Genomic DNA, 18,441 nt, shown 5'->3' with positions numbered 1-18,441 from the left:
TGGAATGTAAGCGACAAATAATGCCCACCTATTTATTAGATGGGCATTTGGCATATACTTTATTTAGATTTAATAGGAACGCGACATTCTATTGGAATTGTCTTTGACCATGGCAAGATTTGATCAATCGCTGTAACATCGCTTACATCTAGTTGCGGTAATTGTTCGAATAGATATGTTAAGTAGTTCAGTGGGTTTAACTGATTCTCTTTAGCTGATTCGACGATGCTATAGATAATAGCACTTGCTCTTGCACCTTTCATGGATTTGGCAAACAACCACGCCTTCCTTCCCATTACGAAAGGTTTTATTGAGCGTTCCGCTCTATTATTATCTATTTCAAGACGCCCGTCTTTTAGGAATACAATAAGTTTGGGCCATTGATTTAGAGTATATGTAATGGCTTCTCCCAGCTTACTTTTTGGGGGAACTTGTGGACGTTTCGCTTTAAGCCATGTCAAAAAGGCCTCTAACACAGGCTTGCTGTGTTCAAGACGTTTTGTTTTACGTTGTTCAGGGCTACAATTTTCAAATTCTTTAGTAATCTTTTTTTCAATTTGAAATAATTGATTACAGAATTGAAGTCCTTCTGCAGCTATGGTTGATTTTTTATCAATATTAGCTGGTAGTGATCGGAGCGCCTCATCGAATTTTCTTCGAACATGAGCCATACATCCTACCAACTCAACTTTTTCTAACTTATGATAACCTGGATAACCATCGACATGCAGATATCCCTTAAACCCTTCAAGAAATGCTTGAGGATGTTTGCTGTGTCGCGATGTTTGGTAATCATATAAGATATTTGCAGGAACATCTCGACTTGTTCGATACATCCACATATAGGAATTGGAGTCTGCTTTGCGTCCAGGTTCATCTAGGACCTGAAGAGTCGTTTCATCCGCATGAAGAGTATCATGCAAGATTAATAATTCATGCATTCGATTATAAAGTATAGAGAGCCAATTCGAAGCACCATAAATCATCCAGTTAGCTAAAGTTTGACGTGATAAATACACACCTAAACGCTCCAATTGTTTTTCTTGACGATAAAGGGGCATGCCTTCTACATATTTTTGATTCATAATATAAGCCATCGCCGATGGCGATGCGAGACTTTTTGGATAAATAGGTGCTGGCATTTTAGCTGTGACGATGGGCGTTTCAATGCCTTCTCGTTCACACTGACGGCAACTATATACATGTTGAACATGCTCAATGACTTTTACTTGAGCAGGAATGACTTTTAATTCTCGTCTTATGTCTGTGCTCATTTCATGAACCATTTCACCGCAACACAAACACACCTGCTCTTCTTCAGGCAAACGATAATGGATCGTTTCCGTAGGCAAGTTTTCAAGTTTCGCAGCTCGCTGTCCCACATATTTTTTTCTTCGATATGTAATCGTTTCAAGTGTGGGTTCCTCTACTATTGGATTTGCTGTTCGTTCAGCTTCATTAAATAGAAGAAGTTCAAGTTGATCCGGATTTGTTTTTTCACTAGAAGTCCCAAATTTTTTATGTTGGCTTAGTCGGAATTGTTCTTCCAACCATTTGAGTTTTGCCTGTAAGACTTCATTTTGTTTTTCCAGCTCCGCATTTTTTGCTGTAAGTTCTTCAATTGTAGGTGAGTTGACTACTTCGTTTTTATCCATAGAAAAGAATTTCGACAGAAAGTGTCGAATTCCTTTTCTTAAATACTACTTGTTGCGGAAACTTGTTGATGAGCATGTTTTTGCTCGAATGGTAGACCATCTAGTAACCAATTTAATTGGCGATGATGGATAGGTAGTGGACTAGCTGTTCGTTCATCTGGCCATTGGAAAACTCCCTTTTCAAGTCTACGATAATATAACCAGAAACCATTATAATCCCAATGGAGAATTTTCAATTTATCTCGTTTGCGATTACAAAAAACATATAAATTAGAAGAGAAGGGATCCAATTGAAAGCTTAGTTGAACAATTGCAGCTAGTCCATCAACGGACTTACGAAGATCTGTTGAACCACAAGCTAAGTATACTTGCTGAATTGGTGTTTTATTGAACATGAACTTGAAGAATCTGAAGCACTTCTGTAAACAGTACTCGATCGAATCCTTCTGAAATTTCAATTGAAACATCTCCTATTTTTACAATCAACGGAGTTGTAGTTTTATCCAAACCGTTGGATGATGTAAAGGTAACCCATTGTGTAGATGTTGAAGTTGGAGCGACGTGAGTTGCTTCTAGTTGTAATCTTCTCATCCATTGGTACATGCTTTGCAGACCCACTTGATTTAATTGACACCAGGCTTTAACACTTGGCTCACCACTTGATCTATAATCTTCAATTCGTTGTTGCCACATTTGTTTTCGTTCGTCCAGTGACATAAAAAACCCCCTAACAATTGATGTTATTGTGATTATCACAAAACACGACAATTATTAGAAGGTGTGTAGTATTTGACGCTTACAATGGAATAATGATAATCAATAAGCCTGTATCGATGATTCCTTGGTCATCTAAGATACAGGCTTTGTATTTTAGCAATAAATAATTTTTAAAATTGAACCTATTATGATTTGGTAATCGTCTAATAGCAGAATTTGAAGTAGGTTAAAAGGGAGGGTAGTCGATTGGACAGAGAAGAAAAAGATTTTCTATTAGAAAAAATAATGATTGAATATGGTAATGAGTTGGTACGATTAGCATTTTCATATGTGAAAGATACAGAGATTGCAAAGGATATGGTTCAAAATACATTCATTAAATGCTATAAAAACCTTGATTCGTTTCGATTTGATGCACAAATCAAAACATGGCTTTACCGTATAACCATTAACGAATGTAAAGATTACTTAAAAAGCTGGCATCACAAAATGGTACAGGTAAAAAGCTTTATACATGACACAGCAAAATCCATATTACCATCAACAGAAAAGGCCGTTATCGATAAATACAATCATGAAGAAATAAAAGATACAGTTTTTGCTCTTCCAAAGGTGTATCGGGAAGTGGTTTATCTCTACTACTATGATTCATTAAAGACAGAGGAAATTGCCGAGGTTTTGGAGGTTTCGGTGAATACAGTGAAAACTAGATTAAGAAGAGCAAAACAAAGATTAGCGCCAATGATAAAGGAGGAAGAGCTGAATGAAAGATAAACGATTAAGAGACAAATTTGATCGCACATCTACCCAAGAACTAAAATTTTCGAAAGAAGACCGTGATGAAGTATTTGAACAAATTCATAAATTAGGAAAAAATAATAATACGCCCAAAGAATCTTTTATTTCTTCCTCCAAAAAATTCGTGCCACTGACAGTTTCTTTATTCGTGCTAGGCTTGTGTATATTTTTGTTTATGCCATCCATTCTTTCGGGAAACTTTAATGGAGAAAGTGTTGTAAATGAACCAGAAGCTGAATATTTCACTACTTTAATTACGGTGAAGTCGAAAGACATGGATAATCGAATATATCTTAATCTTTTACTTACTTATAGTAAAGATAAGAAAATGATGAAGGTAGTATCGCTTCCTTATGATGCCTATGTACAAGTAGGGGATAAAGATGATGGAACTGCTTTGTACGATAAATTGTTATTTGCTTATCGTTTTGGCGGTGCTGAAAATGTAAGAACCGCTGTTTCCACGCTATTTAATTTACCAATTGATGATTATGCCGTTATTGATTTAGAAACCATTTCAATGTTAATTAATTCTATAAATGGGATAGATTACAACTTGTCAGAGGATATTCGAGCAAGAGCGATATCGCAAGTGGCATTTGAATTCAAAAAGGGCATAAATCATTTGAACGGAGAACAGATTGTGTCATTAATGATAGCTGCTACAGAGGGAAATAGCTTAGATGAAGAAGACCTAATAAATCTAATGAACGCTATTTGGAAGAAAGCAGAAAACAATATTCCACAACCACAATTAAACAAACTATTTACTCAAATAGAAGCCAATGTATCGCTGGATGCATTGTTAAAGAATCAAATAAAAATGAATTCTATAAAATCGATTGCTTTAAGGGATGGAATGATATCAGACTCAATCACATTAAATAGCACTGAAGGTAAACATATATATAGGTTTGAGCAAGACTTTTTACATGCTATTTCGGAGGAGTTAACTACATTTAACTAAATGAAATGCTCCCCTTCAAGTAGACAGTGGAAAGAATAAAACTATTTTATGCGGCTTGATCCCTGAATTCTAAAGGGCTCAAGCTGTTTAACTTTTCTTGGCAACATTTATTGCTGTAAAACAAAACATATGTCTCAATGGCTGTTTCGAGTGCGGTGTACGTATCATATTATTTAAGTAATATTTTACCATTTTAAGTGAACCTCACAAAGCCTCAATTGGTCCGTTATCCATAAATCGACCAACTCGAGACATACTGTGAACCATCTTCGCATCTTCTATCATTCGCTTGAAATAGATGGAGGTATGTTGATAACCTAGGTCACTCTGAATGAAAATTTGATGATCTTCCTTATCTTTTTCGATGAATGACGGACAATACTTTATAATTAAATCCCTTAGAGGCAAGATAAGCTGCTACTAGCTAATTTAATAGAATCCTAAAAATAAGCTTTATCTAACATGTTGACTCAAGAATCAAATAATTAGGATTTTAACTAACAATTAATTATTCTTTATAATATTCAATAGGAGCGGCCATTGAGAGTATAAAACACTTGTGACTTTTTTATTAATCATGATATTCATATTTCTTTCAATTTCAGTAAGATGGAAATAGAGTTATCTTTTAACATTATGCTTAATATTTGGTTGTTTATCAAAGGAATGATATACTTATATGTATGTAAGAAATGATTAATTTCGAGGTGATATTATGAAAAAGTTAATGATGGTTATTGGATATAACTTATTTTTAATAATGTTTTTATACTTATCTTTAAAAGCATTGATTTATAGCGCCATGAGCGACTCATTTATAAATGCACAATTTATTATAACAATATTATTAATTATTATCGTACTGTGGACACTTGGGCTATTATTAAGAAAATCAAGCATCGTCAAAGATTCAAAAGTTTTATTTACGGGTTCTTCTGCTGTTTCATTCTTGATAGTATTGGCTATTTTTTGGAACTTCTAAATAAAAAGCAGTGGAATTTCTTCCACTGCTTTTTATTTATTGAACTACACGAGAATAGTAAAGACGTGAGTCACTATAAGCGTCAAACATTGCTTTACACTCAGCATAAGCAATTGCTGCGCCCACTATAGTTATCAAAGTAGCTACAATTTTAGTCCAAACTGGTTCTGGAACAAGATATAAAGTGGCGATAGTAGTAAGAATTCCAGTCCCAACTTTAGCTACAAGTTGATTCTTTGAAGCCATAAAATTGTCTACTGATCTTTTGAAATCATTAAAGTGTGTTTTGTTATCCCCTTTGTAGAACGTACTTTTCATTTCACCAGTACGTAATTTAATCATCCAAATTTCACCTTGATTAGTGCTATAGATCCAATAACCATAAGCTTCTTGTAAGTTTACAGTTTGTAAAAGTTTATAGTTGGATTGTGCAGCAAGTGGCATGACATTCTCAAAAAGAATATCTTCCTCACTAATTTGAATTTCTTCAAATGGAAGATTGTCTAAGTTATAATCATTTTCTTCTGTAGGGATTTGATTACCATCTAAAACTTCTGTTGATAATAGGTTTCTTTCTAAGTCATAAGTTTCGATTGTAATGTTATTAGTCTGCTTATCGTTTGTAGCAATATAGATATTACTATCATCTTTTGCTTCAACTACTCGTGTACTTGCATTATCAACTAAGATATTAGCTGTAGTGCCATCTTCAAAGGTAATTGTCTGAGTTGATACTTCTTCTGCTGCTTGAACTGTTCCCATAGGTAAAACTACCGTAAAGAAGCAAAGCGCAAAAAATGCTACTAATTTTGTTATGAATTTCATGTAATATATACCATCTTTTCAATTTTTTCTTTCATAGGTAATAATAACACTGAATAATAAAATAATATTTATTTTATTATTCAGAAAAATATGAAAATTATGAAATTAATTATACACTTTACGTATACGACGATTACTATGACATACATGTACTTAAACGATAATCAACACTGTCTATTGCTATATCTTGTGCATTTAACAATGTTAGTCAAATATCGTTCTTATACTAAACTGATCTTTTATGACCATATAACGGAAATAGGCGGGTTTATTTATTCAACAATATGCCCCGTTTGTTGAACAAAAAATCCTACATATCAACATAGGATTTTTAATCAAACTTTATTATGAATGATCAATCTTTTTTATAAAACTACACCTGTCTACTTGATGGGGAGCAGTTTAAAATTGGTTATGCCCCTGCTACAATCAAAAAAATAGAAAGGGAGCGTATAGAAATGCTTAAAAATAGAACAGTAATAATAACGGGTGCGGCTTCTGGAATTGGCAAAGAAATTGTTAAACAATGTTTACATGAAGGCGCTTCAGTAATTGCCTGTGATATTAATGAAAACGCCTTACAGGAATTGAAGCGGTCAATGGATGACCATTATGTACTGCATACATATCAGTTGGATGTAAGTAAATATGAAGAAGTGACCAATTTTTTTGTATATGTTGAAACAGAACATGCTGATGTAGATAGCTTAGTTAATAATGCAGGGATTTATTTGGCGAAGAATATACTGGATTATCAAGCAGATCAAATTGATAAGGTCCTAGATATAAACATTAAGGGCTTTATTTATTTCTCACAAATGTTTGGGAAAAAACTACTCAAGAGCCAAAGAAAAGGAGTAATTGTAAATATGTCTTCAGTGTCAGGGATTGAAGGAAGTTCAGCTGCAATTTATGAGTTATCAAAAGCTGCGATACTAGGTTTAACTAAAAGCAATGCAATGAATTTCTCCCTTACATCCGAGTTAATGCTGTTACGCCTACGATGGTAAACACTCCGATGATGGATACAATACCTGATTGGAGAAAAGAAGAGTATTTCAATCATCAACTCATCGAAACCCCTGTAATGCCTGAGGATGTTGCACATACCGTTATCTTCTTATTATCAGATAGAGCCAAGCATTACACAGGGGCGACATTTGATATAAATAATGGAGGGTATCTAAGATAATTTGAGTTTGATTTTCAAGTGCTAACAGTATCTAAGGTCAATATGGGCTCTTCTTATTTATTGTAAAACGTAGAGTTGGAAGGGGAAGTTTATCAGATATTAAGGATATTGGATTGGGCAAAACAACTTGATTCTTCCATATAGAACGCCATTCAATTATAGGGCGCTATCCTAGAACAAGGATAAGCGTCATTTTCATTTTATGTGCAGGATAATCGAATATCATAACGAATAGTAAAAGCTTATCAAAGTTCTGTTGAGGAGGGGTCTTACTGAAGATGAATGAGCAAAGCATAAAAAATAAAAAGGCTTGGGAATACCGAGCATATGAATTTTGGAACAAAAGTAACGGTACGCCAAAGGATTTGGCTATTCAGATATTAGAAAACCCGAGAGCATGTCTTAAAAAGCACAAACAATACTTTGAACATATTGAAGGAAAGAGGATTGCAAATATTTGTGGTTCAAATGGCAGAAAAGCAGTACCATTAGCATTATTATGTGCTGAGGTAACAGTATTTGATATTTCAGCAGAAAACCAAAAATATGCCTTAGAATTAGCAGAATATGCAAATACCTCGATTCATTATATTGTCACTGATATTTATGAGATTGACTTAACAAAGTATAGAAATCATTTTGACATGATTTATTTAGAGGGTGGTATATTGCACTATTTTCATGATATTGATCAATTCATGTTTATTCTGTTTTCATTACTAAAAGATGGTGGTGAAATGCTTCTAAGCGATTTTCATCCCTTAAGAAGATGTATAGTTAAAGGGCCTAACGCTGAAATCCAATATCAAATCCAACAAGGTTATTTTGATAAGAAATTACAAAATGGAGACTTAGCATATAAGCATTTCTTTGATGAGCATGAACAAGAGGATTTTCCTGATGTGTCTGTAAGATTTTATACACTTAGTGAGATCATCAATTCTGTCATCACATCTGGTTTCAAATTAATGAAATTTGATGAGCATCGTGGTTGGAAAAATGAAAATATACCATGGGAATTTACTATTCTAGCAGTTAAATAGCTAAATCTGTTTTTAATTAAAGGGAGTTAAGGTATGGCACTACCAATTTAAACAAAGAGAGGAATCCATATGGAAGTAGTATATCTGGCAGGTGGATGTTTATGGGGTGTACAGGCTTTTGTAAAAACTTTACCTGGCGTTCAGTTTACAGAAGCAGGAAGAGCGAATGGAACAAGTCATACACTTGAGGGAGATTATGATGGATACGCCGAATGTGTAAAAACAGGATTTGATCCGACAGTTGTAACAATTAGGGAATTAATGGGGTATTTATTTGAAATTATTGATCCTTATAGCTTGAATAAACAAGGGCAGGATGTTGGGGAGAAATACAGAACAGGCGTCTATAGTGAAAAATCTGAACACTTACAAGAGGCAAAAGCGTTTCTTCGTGAGCGAAATGATTATGACTTTATCGCTGTTGAAGTATTACCGCTTACCAACTACATAAGAAGTGCAGAAGAACATCAAGATAGATTAGCTAAATGTCCAAATGATTATTGTCATATTCCAGAAGAACTATTAAATAAGTACAGGTAAGAAGGATTATTCATGCAACGCTTGGGCGTGTTAATTCAATTCTGTCTGCTTTAAAAGCCTTATTACATGTTTAATGTAGTAAGGCTCTTATTTATTATCGATCTACCAAAGCAGTATCTGAAATCGTGTTCAGTATGTGGAGCGAACGAAGTATGGGTCACGACTATCCCGTTTTTTACCAACTAAAAAATAGTATCTTTCAGGCTTTGGGTGAATAAGGACAAATTTATGTATCACGCACTGGGGGGAACTTTTATTATAGTCGGTGATGTTGGTACACGCGTTTGTTACTATCCTCTAATATTACTATTGCTTTTTAGCGTTTTTATAGCGTAAAGCTCACTAAAATGATCAAGCTTATTCCAAACATGTATATAAGCTACTATAAAGAATTTCTCTTTCACTATTTTTATTGTATAACTTTACCTTTTAAGATGATATAATAAAAAGCATTTGTTTTTTGTTTGATAGTGTTTTTTAAATCAGATAAACAATAAAACAGATGGAGTAGAAAATAGACAACATGAGGGAGAATTTATTTTTAAATAGAATTATTTGAATATTTTTATTATTATATTTTCCAGACAATTGTTATTTATTAAGAGTGGAAACTCGTAGGGGGAGAATTCTTAGATAGAAGGGATTTTCCTCATATTCAGACGATAAAATATGTGTTTCTTGTTATACAAAAGTGGAGGTAGTATAAATGTTGTCTTTTTTAGGGTTTTGTATGATTGCAACTTTTCTGCTGTTAGTGCTAACGAAGCGGCTATCAGTGGTAGTAGCTTTCGTTTTGGTTGCCGTAGCTTTTGCCGTAATTGGTGGGTTTAGCGTTGACATGGGGCAGATGATGATGGATGGTATTTTAAAAGTAACACCTACGGCAGTGATGATTGTTTTTGCTATTTTATATTTCGGTCTGATGATTGATGTTGGTTTATTTGATCCTCTAATTGCTAAAATCCTTAATTTTGTAAAAGGAGATCCATTAAAACTGGTTTTAGCTACTGCGGTTATGACAATATTAGTAGGTTTGGATGGAGATGGTTCTTCAACGTTTATGATTACAATTTCAGCATTGCTTCCGATTTACAAAAGACTAGGTTTAAACCTACTTGTCTTAGCATGTGTTGTTTCGTTAGCGGCTGGGGTTATGAATATCATTCCTTGGGGAGGCCCGTTAGTAAGGGCGGCAGCTAGCCTTCAGGTAGAAGTCTATGATTTATTTATTCCGCTTATCCCAGTGATGATTGCGGGTCTCTTATGGACACTTTTTGTTGCCTATATACTAGGGAAGAAGGAACGGGAAAGATTAGGGGTTATGCAACCAGAATCTTTTAGGGCTGTAGCAGAACAAGCCGCTACAGTGGTGGATAGTAAACCAGCTTCGAAATTATTCTGGTTTAACTTGATTTTGACAATTATGCTTATGGTATTGTTAGTTATGGAAGTGTTACCAATTCAGATTTTGTTTGCTGCGGCATTTGCGATTGCCTTGCTTGTCAACTTCCCTAATCCAGTAGAACAACAAAAAATGATTTTAAGCCATGCTAATAGCTTTGTGCTGATTAGTACACTAGTTTTTGCTGCAGGCATATTCACTGGTGTATTTAGTGGCACTGGTATGATGGATGCAATGGCTTCTACAATCGTTTTGGTGATTCCCGAATGGCTTGGTGCACATTTACCTGTAGTGGTGGCATTAACCACTATCCCTCTTAGTTTCGTCTTTTCACCTGATGCCTATTACTTTGGAATTCTTCCGATTATCAGTGAAACAGCCACTAGTTTTGGCATTGATCCTGTTGAAATAGGACGTGCAGCTTTGTTAGGTCATTCAACAGTTGGCTATCCATTGTCTCCTTTGGTTCCTGCGACCTTTATTCTTATCGGGTTAGTTGGGGTAGGTTTTGGAGAGCATCAAAAATTCCTTTTAAAATGGGCATTTGGAGCGAACATCGTCATGACCATTGCAGCAGTCCTACTAGGTGTTATTTCGTTTTAAGTTAGTAGAGAATATCTTTGGTTTGAAATATCTGAATATATGGAAAAGTAACAGTGTACTGTACTTTGTCGATACATAGATTATATTAATTGTATTAGATAATATGCTTTTTGAATTTTTTCCTGAAGACAAAAGGGAAAGTGCTATTTCAGGCACAGTATGTGAAGATTTTTAAACAAACTTTATTCTAAGGTTCCAATGCTTGTTAATAAACTATAAATAGCTAATTAAATTGTATCCTTGTACTTAGAATGCATAAATGAAAAATAAAAAGAGTGCAACAACTAGGTCTATTAGGTATAGTTAAAGCTAATATAAAAGAGGGAAGGAAGATGGAAAATGGATGTCAAATACCCAATTGGTCAATTGCAAGTTCCTGAACATGTTACGCTGGAAGATGTGCAGCAGTGGTTACAGCAAATCGCAACATATACAGAGCGTTTACGTGAAACAGTGGATGGTGTAAGTGATGCTGATCTGAACAAAACGTATCGTGATGGTAGCTGGAATGTGCGTCAGCTTGTCCATCATATTGCCGATTCACAGCTCAATATGTATCAACGCTTGAAGCTTGCGTTAACGGATAATAATCCGACTGTGCCTGCTTTTGATGAGGAAAAATGGGCGATTCAACCAGACACAAAGCTTCCTGTAGAAAGCTCAATTAAAATGCTAGAAGGCATAAATGAGCGTATTGTTGCTTTAGGGAATAGCTTAATGGAGGAACAATTAAGTCGCACCTTTACACATCAGCAAGCGGGTGAAATTAAGGTCGCAACAAAGCTCGCAAAACTTGCTTGGCATGAAGAGCATCACCTAGCCCATATAAAAATCGCCTTAGCAAAATAATATGTCTGATCGTCAAAAGGCTTACACGTTCATTGAAAATTATCTCTCCTCTATTGAGGGGGGATAATTTTTTTGCTGTGCAAGAAAGAAATTACGCTGCTGCCTTTACCTAGATTATTTTTGATGCGAAATTAAGCATTATATTAAATCCTCTCATATATAAAAACTCCTATAATCTTGGCTTCTGTAGGTTTCTGCCTAAAGCACAAGCCTCCATTCATTTTATATGAAATAAAAATTTTTATTTGTCAGTACATGTAAACTTTTCGTTAAGCTGTGCGTTGTATAGGCAGAAGGGAGGGGGACATGGCGAAGCAATCAATGAATGAGTTTTTACAGCAGGTAGGAATCCTGCTATACCGCTATTTAAGAAAGCGGGGATTAGCCCATGAGGATGCGGAAGATATTGTGCAGGATACATGCTATAAATTTTTGTTACATAAGGATGGCATTCAATCAGATAAAGTCATGAGCTGGCTATATCGCGTGGCCACCAATCAATTTTATGATATTAAGAGAAAAGAGCAGCGTCATCCCACAACGGAATTGGATGAAATGCAATTGACCGCATTGACAAATATTCCTGAAATTCAAGCGTTAAAAAATGAAAGATTAAAGGATATAAGAAGCACGCTTGAAACGTTGTCTATCCTACATCAGGAATTATTAGTCCTTAAATATGAGCTAGGATTATCGTATAAAGAGATTTCAGCCTTAATGAGTAAAAATGAAAATACATTAAAAACGCATGTTAGACGGGCAAGGGAAGAATTTACAAAACGCTTTCAGGAGGAGATGGATGATGGATAAGGAGCAGCCTAATTTTTTATTCGATGACAAACAGACGAAAAAAATAATGAGAAAGGCAAAGCTTTGGTCAACAATTAAAATAGTGGGAATAACAATTCTCATTACGCCAATTATTATCGTAGTATTATTATACAGTCTTCGCCATGCATCAATAAATAGTGCCCAAGAGGTAATGGATGATATTCATTTATTTAATGAAATTAGTACCCCAAATGTTCAAATTAGTAATCAGCTATATGATTACAATTTGTTCGGTGGAAAAATAACAACAACAACTTATAAAGTGCTTGGAGAGCAGCATCGTCCTTATATTTGGCAGCCTCTTAACAGTGATTACAGTCTATTTGGCAAACTTACGCAAAATTATATTTCCAGTCCAATCCAATTTGAAGGCTCAGAATCATTAGCAGAAACTTCTCAATTGGAACGGTTTAATGAATATACGGGCGATCGAGAAATGTTCTTTTACCATCCTAAAATTTCATATGATGTTTATAAGGATAGTATAAGTGAGCTTCAACAATTGGAGGAAAATACTTTAGTTGAGTTAGCTATATCCTTTGACACAGCTTATCATTTTGATGAAATAAAAAATAAGCTACCATCTGGAGTACAGGCAGATTGGTGGTGGGTGGATGCCTTTACAAATGACATAATGGCATTTTTGGAGAAAGATCAGAGTACAATTCGAGCTACTTCTCCATTTATTTACGGCTTTCAATCGGAGCAATCAAAGCCAATAGCCCAACGTTCTCTAAACAATGAAGTTGATAGTTTTGTTCAGCATATTGAACTTCTTCGTAAAAGCAAGAACTTTAAGTGGGAAACGAATCAGGTTTATCAGGCTTTAGTAGGGAAGGATGGTAAATTGGAGAGCGATGATATAAAGATTATTGGGGCTGTTGTATCTGGTACACCAGAGCAGCTTATGTTATTAAAGGATCAGCCATATATAAAAGCATCTACGTTTGGGGTAATATCGAATCGGAAATAGGAAGTTTGAGGAGCAATAAATTGGTATTTCTATAAAAGGAATGATTCAATTGTATTTAGAAAGGCTTTTTAAATAATGTAGATTTGTGGTCAAATATTAAAACAAAAACATATTTTCTACGGAAATATAGTATAGGTCAACGTTTTTCGTGTTAATTAAGAGACCATTTATAAAAGGCTTACTGAAGGAGCTATTTGGAAAATAAATTGATTTCCAAATGGCTCTTTTCCATTCGGACCATTAACATTTTTAATTACCTTCATAGTAGTTTATTAGAAGGGGATTAATGAAAATAACTTTTAAATCACTTTTACTTTAATTATAATATATCTAAATCATTTTTTTGTAAAAGACAAAGGAGAGAGTAGCTTAATGAAGAAATTTCGTTTGTCAGAGGATCTAAATGTGGGTTTTGTGGATGGGGTGATTGATGGGTATAAGGATTATTTAAGAGTTAGAAAAGAAGCTGCAAAAAATTTAAAAATACATGGAGCATATGCTTGGGTTAAAGGGAATCATATTGACCATCATGTAGCAGTTCAATGTGAAAAATTAGGCATCGTTAGTAAACTATCTAAAGCTGGTATTACATGGCAGTATCTGCAATTTCAAAATGAAGCCGAAAAAGCTCTATTTTTGGTGAAGAACGCACGTTATTTTGATCCTAATGCGGTAGATAAAGGTGTAGATGCTAACGGTCGTCCAAGGACAAAAAAAGCAACCTATATGGAAAATTTAGTTTATATAAATGAAGATGTAAATTTTCCAGAAGAAGTTGATTCTGCAAATCACAGAAAGTCAATTCAACTGGAATTGATTGAAGACCCACAAAAAATGTTGATTTCTAAGGAAGAGGCAGATGAAGTAGTAAAGCAATTTGAAAAATTTTATATTGTAACATATGAAATTGATGAAGAATTTTTAATTCATTCTATTATGCTTTGGATGCCAAATCCAGTAAATAATAAAGCATATTTGGTTGAGGATTTGTCCATGCTAATTAACACTAAACCATCTCATATCATTGAAATGGAAGAAGAAACGAAAGCGATATTACAAAGCTCAATGGATGCAGAGTATGATGCAAGCTCATATGATATTGCCCTTACAGAGGATGAAATTGACGAAACAACTAGAGAAAGTTAACAGTAATAAAAGAGAGGAGCTACTAATTTGTTTATTGGTAAAAGCTTAACAAATATCCGAATTTTAAATGAGCTAAGTAGATCTCAATTAGCAGAAAAATTGGATATTACAGAACAAGCTGTTTGGCAATATGAAAATGGTTATGTGTCTCCTAAGCTAGAAGTGGTAAATAAAATGAAAGCTTTATTTAATGTCAAATCATCCTATTTTTTTCGAGATGATTTATTAGAGAATAACCAGCCAAGGAATATTTGTATAGAGAGAATTGCATATCGTTCCGAATCAGTGAATTCAGCAATGAAGACTCAAAGTGAGTTAATGCATGTGAAATTTTTAGATGCATTTATAAAAAAAATTGGTAATAAAATAAAATATCCCCCCAATGAAATTTTAACTTTGCGTATAAAGGTATTAGAGTATCTAAATGGAAACCAACATGAAAAGCGTGAATTACAAATTCGTCGTATTGCGCAAATGGCTAGGAAACATTTGAGATTATCTGAAGTAGATAACAAAAATTTATTGTTTTATTTAGAAAAGTCGGGAATATTTATCATTGAAAAATCGATTGGTGATACGATAGATGCGTATAGTTTATGGTCGGAAGATGATATTCCTTACATTGTTTTAGGCAATATAAAAAAATCTGCTGTGCGAAGGAATTTTGATTTGGCACATGAACTTGGTCATTTATTGTTGCATTATAAAACAGAGTTTAATATGTTAGACAAACAAGCATACAAAATTAAAGAAGATGAAGCATATTTATTTGCATCAGAGTTTCTTATGCCTACAGAAGCTTTTACAGAAGATGTTCTTAAACTGGCGAAAATTTCAAATCCCGATGCTTATAAAGAGTTAAAAGAGAAATGGCTAGTATCTTTACAAGCTATGGCGATGAGAGCGAGAAATTTGGATTTAATCACACATCAACAATTCAGATATTTTTATATGTCCATTAATAAAAGAGGCTATAGAACAGAAGAGCCCTTAGATACGAGTATTCCTCTCGAAAGGCCTATGAAAATAAGAAGTATTCTGCAATTGCTTTTCGATAAAAAAATAATCAGTTTAGGGCAATTAATGGAAGAACTAAAAGTGGATATTCGTTTTCTAGCAATTATTACAGGAATTGAAGAGGCATTTTTTGAGAAATATTCTAAAGAGGATTTCAAAAGTTTTTCAATTGATGATTTAAAGGTTTTAAAGTAGACAAGGTGAGATGACTGTTATTCTAAAAATAGAATGCAGTCTTCTTTTTTGTTTTGTATTATACTTGAACTAAACAATAAAAATGGATAGGTGACATAGGATGATTACAGGCGAATTAAAAAATAAAATTGATGGAATTTGGACAACGCTTTGGACAGAGGGGAGTACGAATCCTTTAACAAATATTGAGCAAGTCACGTACTTATTATTTATGAAAGGTTTGGATGAAGCAGAATTAGCGAAAGAGCAAGATGCGGAGCTGTTAGGGCTAGCATATGACGGAATTTTTCCGAAAGAGAAGTCATATCTTCGCTGGAATGTCTTTAAAAACTTAGGCGATGCAGAAGATATGTACAATAAGATGACACAAGAAATTTTTCCATTTATTAAAGGTTTGGGTGGAGAAGATGAATCGGCATTTTCTAAGTATATGAAAGATGCGATTTTCCAAATAAATAAGCCGTCTACTTTACAGCGTGTTGTATCAGCCATTGATAATATTCCAATGGAAGACCGTGATACGCAGGGCGATGTCTATGAATATCTATTATCAAAGCTAGCAACCTCAGGTACAAACGGCCAATTCCGTACACCGCGGCATATCATTAATATGATGGTGGCATTAATGAAGCCAACACCAGAGGATATTATTATTGATCCAGCCATGGGTTCAGCAGGATTTTTAGTAGCAGCAAGTGAGTATTTACGTAAAAATCATAGTGATTTATTTCTGATCCAAGGTTTAAAAGAGCATTTCCATCAAAATATGTTCCATGGCAATGATATGGATACAACAATGCTGCGTATTGGAGCAATGAATATGATGCTGCATGGTGTGGATGCACCAAATATTTCGTATCGCGATTCGCTTTCAGAGGACAATAAGGAAAAAGAAAAATATACATTAGTGTTAGCAAATCCACCATTTAAAGGTTCGTTAGACTATGAAGCGGTTGCTAACGATTTATTAGCTGTAGCGAAAACAAAGAAAACCGAATTATTATTTTTAACGCTATTTTTACGTATTTTAAAGCCAGGTGGTCGTGCAGCAGTAATTGTACCAGATGGTGTATTATTCGGTAGTTCAAATGCCCATAAAGCAATTCGTCAGGAGATTATTGAGAATAATAAATTAGAAGCCATTATTTCAATGCCAAGTGGTGTATTTAAACCATATGCAGGGGTATCAACAGCAATTATGATTTTCACGAAAACAAATGCTGGTGGTACAGATCATGTATGGTTTTACGATATGAAAGCAGATGGTTATTCACTGGACGATAAACGTAATGAAATTGAAGCAAATGATATTCCCGATATACTTGCACGCTATAATAATATAGAAAACGAAAAAGACCGCAAACGCACAGAGCAATCATTCTTTGTGCCATTTGAAGAAATTAAAGAAAATGATTGGGATTTGTCGATTAATAAGTATAAGGAAATTGAACATGAAAATATTGAATATAAAGATCCTGTGGAAATTATAGAAGAAATAGAAAAAATGGAAAGTGAAATATGTAATGAATTAATAAAACTAAAGGAGATACTAAGATGAATTTAATAGATTTAGGGTCTCTAGTTAATATAAAGACAGGAAGATTAGATGCTAATGCTAGTACTATTGACGGTGCTTTTCCCTTCTTTACGTGCTCGATTCAACCTTTAAGAATTTCAACATATTCTTACGATACTGAATGTGTTTTAGTAGCAGGTAATGGTGATTTAAACGTAAAGTATTATAAAGGGAAGTTTGATGCTTATCAAAGAACATATATTATTGAATCTAAAGATAAGAGTATATTAGATGTAAAATACCTATATTGGTTTATGAAGAAATATATTGAGAAATTGAGACAACAGACTATAGGTGGGGTAATTAAATATATTAAATTAGGAAATTTAACATCTGCTAAAATTCCATTATTTGAGATAGATATTCAACGTAAAATAGTAAATGTTTTGGAGAAATCTAATGGAATTATAAAAAAACGCCAATTTCAAATCGTAGCATTAGATGAATTAACGCAAAGTGTGTTTTTAGATATGTTTGGCGATCCTTTTTATAATCCTAAAGGGTGGAAGATTGGTAAAATAGCTGATTTAACTAAATCTACACAGTACGGAACGAGTTCAAAGGCTAATGAAGGGTCAGGAGACTTTCCAATTCTTCGGATGAATAATATTACGTATAATGGAAATTGGGATTTTTCTGCTTTAAAATATATAGACTTAGATGAAAAAGAACAAGAGAAGTATTTAGTTCATAAAGGAGAATTACTATTTAATAGGACAAACAGTAGGGAATTAGTAGGTAAAACAGCAGTATACAGAAATGATATTCCTTATGCTTATGCAGGATATCTAGTAAAATTAATTCCAAATATTGAGGCAAATGCTGAGTTTATTGCAGCATACTTAAATTCGGCATATGGGAAAAGAGTTTTATTAAATAAAGCAAAGAGCATTGTAGGAATGGCTAATATAAACGCTCAAGAACTGAAAGCTATAGATATTTATTTACCACCTAAGAAATTACAAGATGACTATGCTTATAAAATACAATCAATTCTCAAATACCGAGAGCAATTAAAAGGTTCACTGGAAAGTTATAATAATTTATATAACTCCCTCCTCCAAAAAGCCTTCAAAGGAGAGCTTTTCCAAGAATTAGTGTAAAACTTTAGTCACAAAGGTGGTTAGGTG

17 protein-coding genes and 1 pseudogene are annotated in these 18,441 nt (G+C 34.0%); 14 read left to right on the top strand and 4 right to left on the bottom strand.

The annotated features are described in order from the left end of the window. Positions 1 to 59: 59 nt before the first annotated feature. From MHB44_RS21955 to MHB44_RS21945, 3 genes are read right to left on the bottom strand one after another with little or no spacing between them, the layout of a single operon-like run. Positions 60 to 1,655, bottom strand: a complete 1,596-nt coding sequence (locus MHB44_RS21955) for an IS66 family transposase (protein ID WP_341300891.1) — start codon at positions 1,653 to 1,655, stop codon at positions 60 to 62. 38 nt (positions 1,656 to 1,693) lie between these two features. After that, positions 1,694 to 2,050, bottom strand: a complete 357-nt coding sequence (tnpB, locus tag MHB44_RS21950) for an IS66 family insertion sequence element accessory protein TnpB (RefSeq protein WP_341300286.1) — start codon at positions 2,048 to 2,050, stop codon at positions 1,694 to 1,696. Next, a complete protein-coding gene (locus tag MHB44_RS21945; protein WP_341300287.1) occupies positions 2,040 to 2,372 on the bottom strand; it encodes a hypothetical protein in 333 nt (110 codons plus the stop codon). Before MHB44_RS21945 ends, tnpB begins: the two co-directional genes overlap by 11 nt. Before the next feature lie 246 nt (positions 2,373 to 2,618). Here MHB44_RS21945 and MHB44_RS21940 point away from each other — a divergent pair, with 246 nt between their 5' ends. From MHB44_RS21940 to MHB44_RS21930, 3 genes are all read left to right on the top strand, one after another. Continuing rightward, a complete protein-coding gene (locus tag MHB44_RS21940) occupies positions 2,619 to 3,146 on the top strand; it encodes a sigma-70 family RNA polymerase sigma factor (protein WP_341300890.1) in 528 nt (175 codons plus the stop codon). Next, positions 3,136 to 4,137 carry an LCP family protein gene (locus MHB44_RS21935; RefSeq protein WP_341300889.1) on the top strand — a complete coding sequence of 334 codons (1,002 nt, stop codon included), beginning with the start codon at positions 3,136 to 3,138 and terminating at the stop codon, positions 4,135 to 4,137. The genes MHB44_RS21940 and MHB44_RS21935 overlap by 11 nt, the downstream gene beginning before the upstream one ends. A 715-nt stretch (positions 4,138 to 4,852) precedes the next feature. Further along, positions 4,853 to 5,119 carry a hypothetical protein gene (locus MHB44_RS21930; protein ID WP_053996762.1) on the top strand — a complete coding sequence of 89 codons (267 nt, stop codon included), beginning with the start codon at positions 4,853 to 4,855 and terminating at the stop codon, positions 5,117 to 5,119. 36 nt (positions 5,120 to 5,155) lie between these two features. Here MHB44_RS21930 and MHB44_RS21925 read toward each other — a convergent pair whose 3' ends face one another. Further along, entirely contained in the window at positions 5,156 to 5,944 is a 789-nt protein-coding gene (locus tag MHB44_RS21925) for a geobacillin-26 family protein (protein WP_341300888.1), read from the bottom strand. 458 nt (positions 5,945 to 6,402) lie between these two features. On the opposite strand from MHB44_RS21925, the pseudogene MHB44_RS21920 reads away from it, so the two are divergent. From MHB44_RS21920 to MHB44_RS21870, 11 genes and pseudogenes are all read left to right on the top strand, one after another. Then, positions 6,403 to 7,136: pseudogene (locus MHB44_RS21920) on the top strand (SDR family oxidoreductase). Positions 7,137 to 7,414: 278 nt separating this feature from the next. Then, positions 7,415 to 8,179, top strand: a complete 765-nt coding sequence (locus MHB44_RS21915) for a class I SAM-dependent methyltransferase (protein ID WP_053996764.1) — start codon at positions 7,415 to 7,417, stop codon at positions 8,177 to 8,179. 69 nt (positions 8,180 to 8,248) lie between these two features. After that, complete coding sequence (locus MHB44_RS21910; protein WP_053996765.1) at positions 8,249 to 8,719, top strand: peptide-methionine (S)-S-oxide reductase; 471 nt, start codon at positions 8,249 to 8,251, stop codon at positions 8,717 to 8,719. Positions 8,720 to 9,425: 706 nt separating this feature from the next. Next, positions 9,426 to 10,724 carry a citrate:proton symporter gene (locus MHB44_RS21905; protein ID WP_341300887.1) on the top strand — a complete coding sequence of 433 codons (1,299 nt, stop codon included), beginning with the start codon at positions 9,426 to 9,428 and terminating at the stop codon, positions 10,722 to 10,724. 339 nt (positions 10,725 to 11,063) lie between these two features. Further along, on the top strand, positions 11,064 to 11,573 hold the full coding sequence (locus MHB44_RS21900) for a YfiT family bacillithiol transferase (protein WP_341300886.1): 510 nt from the start codon (positions 11,064 to 11,066) through the stop codon (positions 11,571 to 11,573). A gap of 306 nt (positions 11,574 to 11,879) precedes the next feature. Continuing rightward, positions 11,880 to 12,383, top strand: coding sequence for an RNA polymerase sigma factor (locus MHB44_RS21895; protein WP_341300885.1), 504 nt, complete (start codon positions 11,880 to 11,882; stop codon positions 12,381 to 12,383). Beyond that, the gene (locus MHB44_RS21890) at positions 12,373 to 13,377 is read left to right on the top strand and encodes an anti sigma factor C-terminal domain-containing protein (RefSeq protein WP_341300884.1); all 1,005 of its coding nucleotides are present in this window, start codon (positions 12,373 to 12,375) and stop codon (positions 13,375 to 13,377) included. The genes MHB44_RS21895 and MHB44_RS21890 overlap by 11 nt, the downstream gene beginning before the upstream one ends. Positions 13,378 to 13,749: 372 nt before the next feature. Then, complete coding sequence (locus MHB44_RS21885) at positions 13,750 to 14,523, top strand: hypothetical protein (protein WP_341300883.1); 774 nt, start codon at positions 13,750 to 13,752, stop codon at positions 14,521 to 14,523. A 27-nt stretch (positions 14,524 to 14,550) separates the two neighbouring features. Then, positions 14,551 to 15,735 (top strand): XRE family transcriptional regulator, encoded by a 1,185-nt coding sequence (locus MHB44_RS21880; protein ID WP_341300882.1) that lies wholly within the window; start codon positions 14,551 to 14,553, stop codon positions 15,733 to 15,735. Between the two features lie 100 nt (positions 15,736 to 15,835). Further along, a complete protein-coding gene (locus MHB44_RS21875; RefSeq protein WP_053996772.1) occupies positions 15,836 to 17,293 on the top strand; it encodes a class I SAM-dependent DNA methyltransferase in 1,458 nt (485 codons plus the stop codon). Continuing rightward, complete coding sequence (locus MHB44_RS21870) at positions 17,290 to 18,414, top strand: restriction endonuclease subunit S (RefSeq protein WP_341300881.1); 1,125 nt, start codon at positions 17,290 to 17,292, stop codon at positions 18,412 to 18,414. The genes MHB44_RS21875 and MHB44_RS21870 overlap by 4 nt, the downstream gene beginning before the upstream one ends. Positions 18,415 to 18,441: the final 27 nt, after the last annotated feature.

The sequence above is a fragment of the Lysinibacillus sp. FSL H8-0500 genome (assembly GCF_038051955.1).
GTDB classification, from domain to species: Bacteria; Bacillota; Bacilli; order Bacillales_A; family Planococcaceae; genus Lysinibacillus; species Lysinibacillus macroides.
This window is presented reverse-complemented; position numbering and strand designations above follow the sequence as displayed.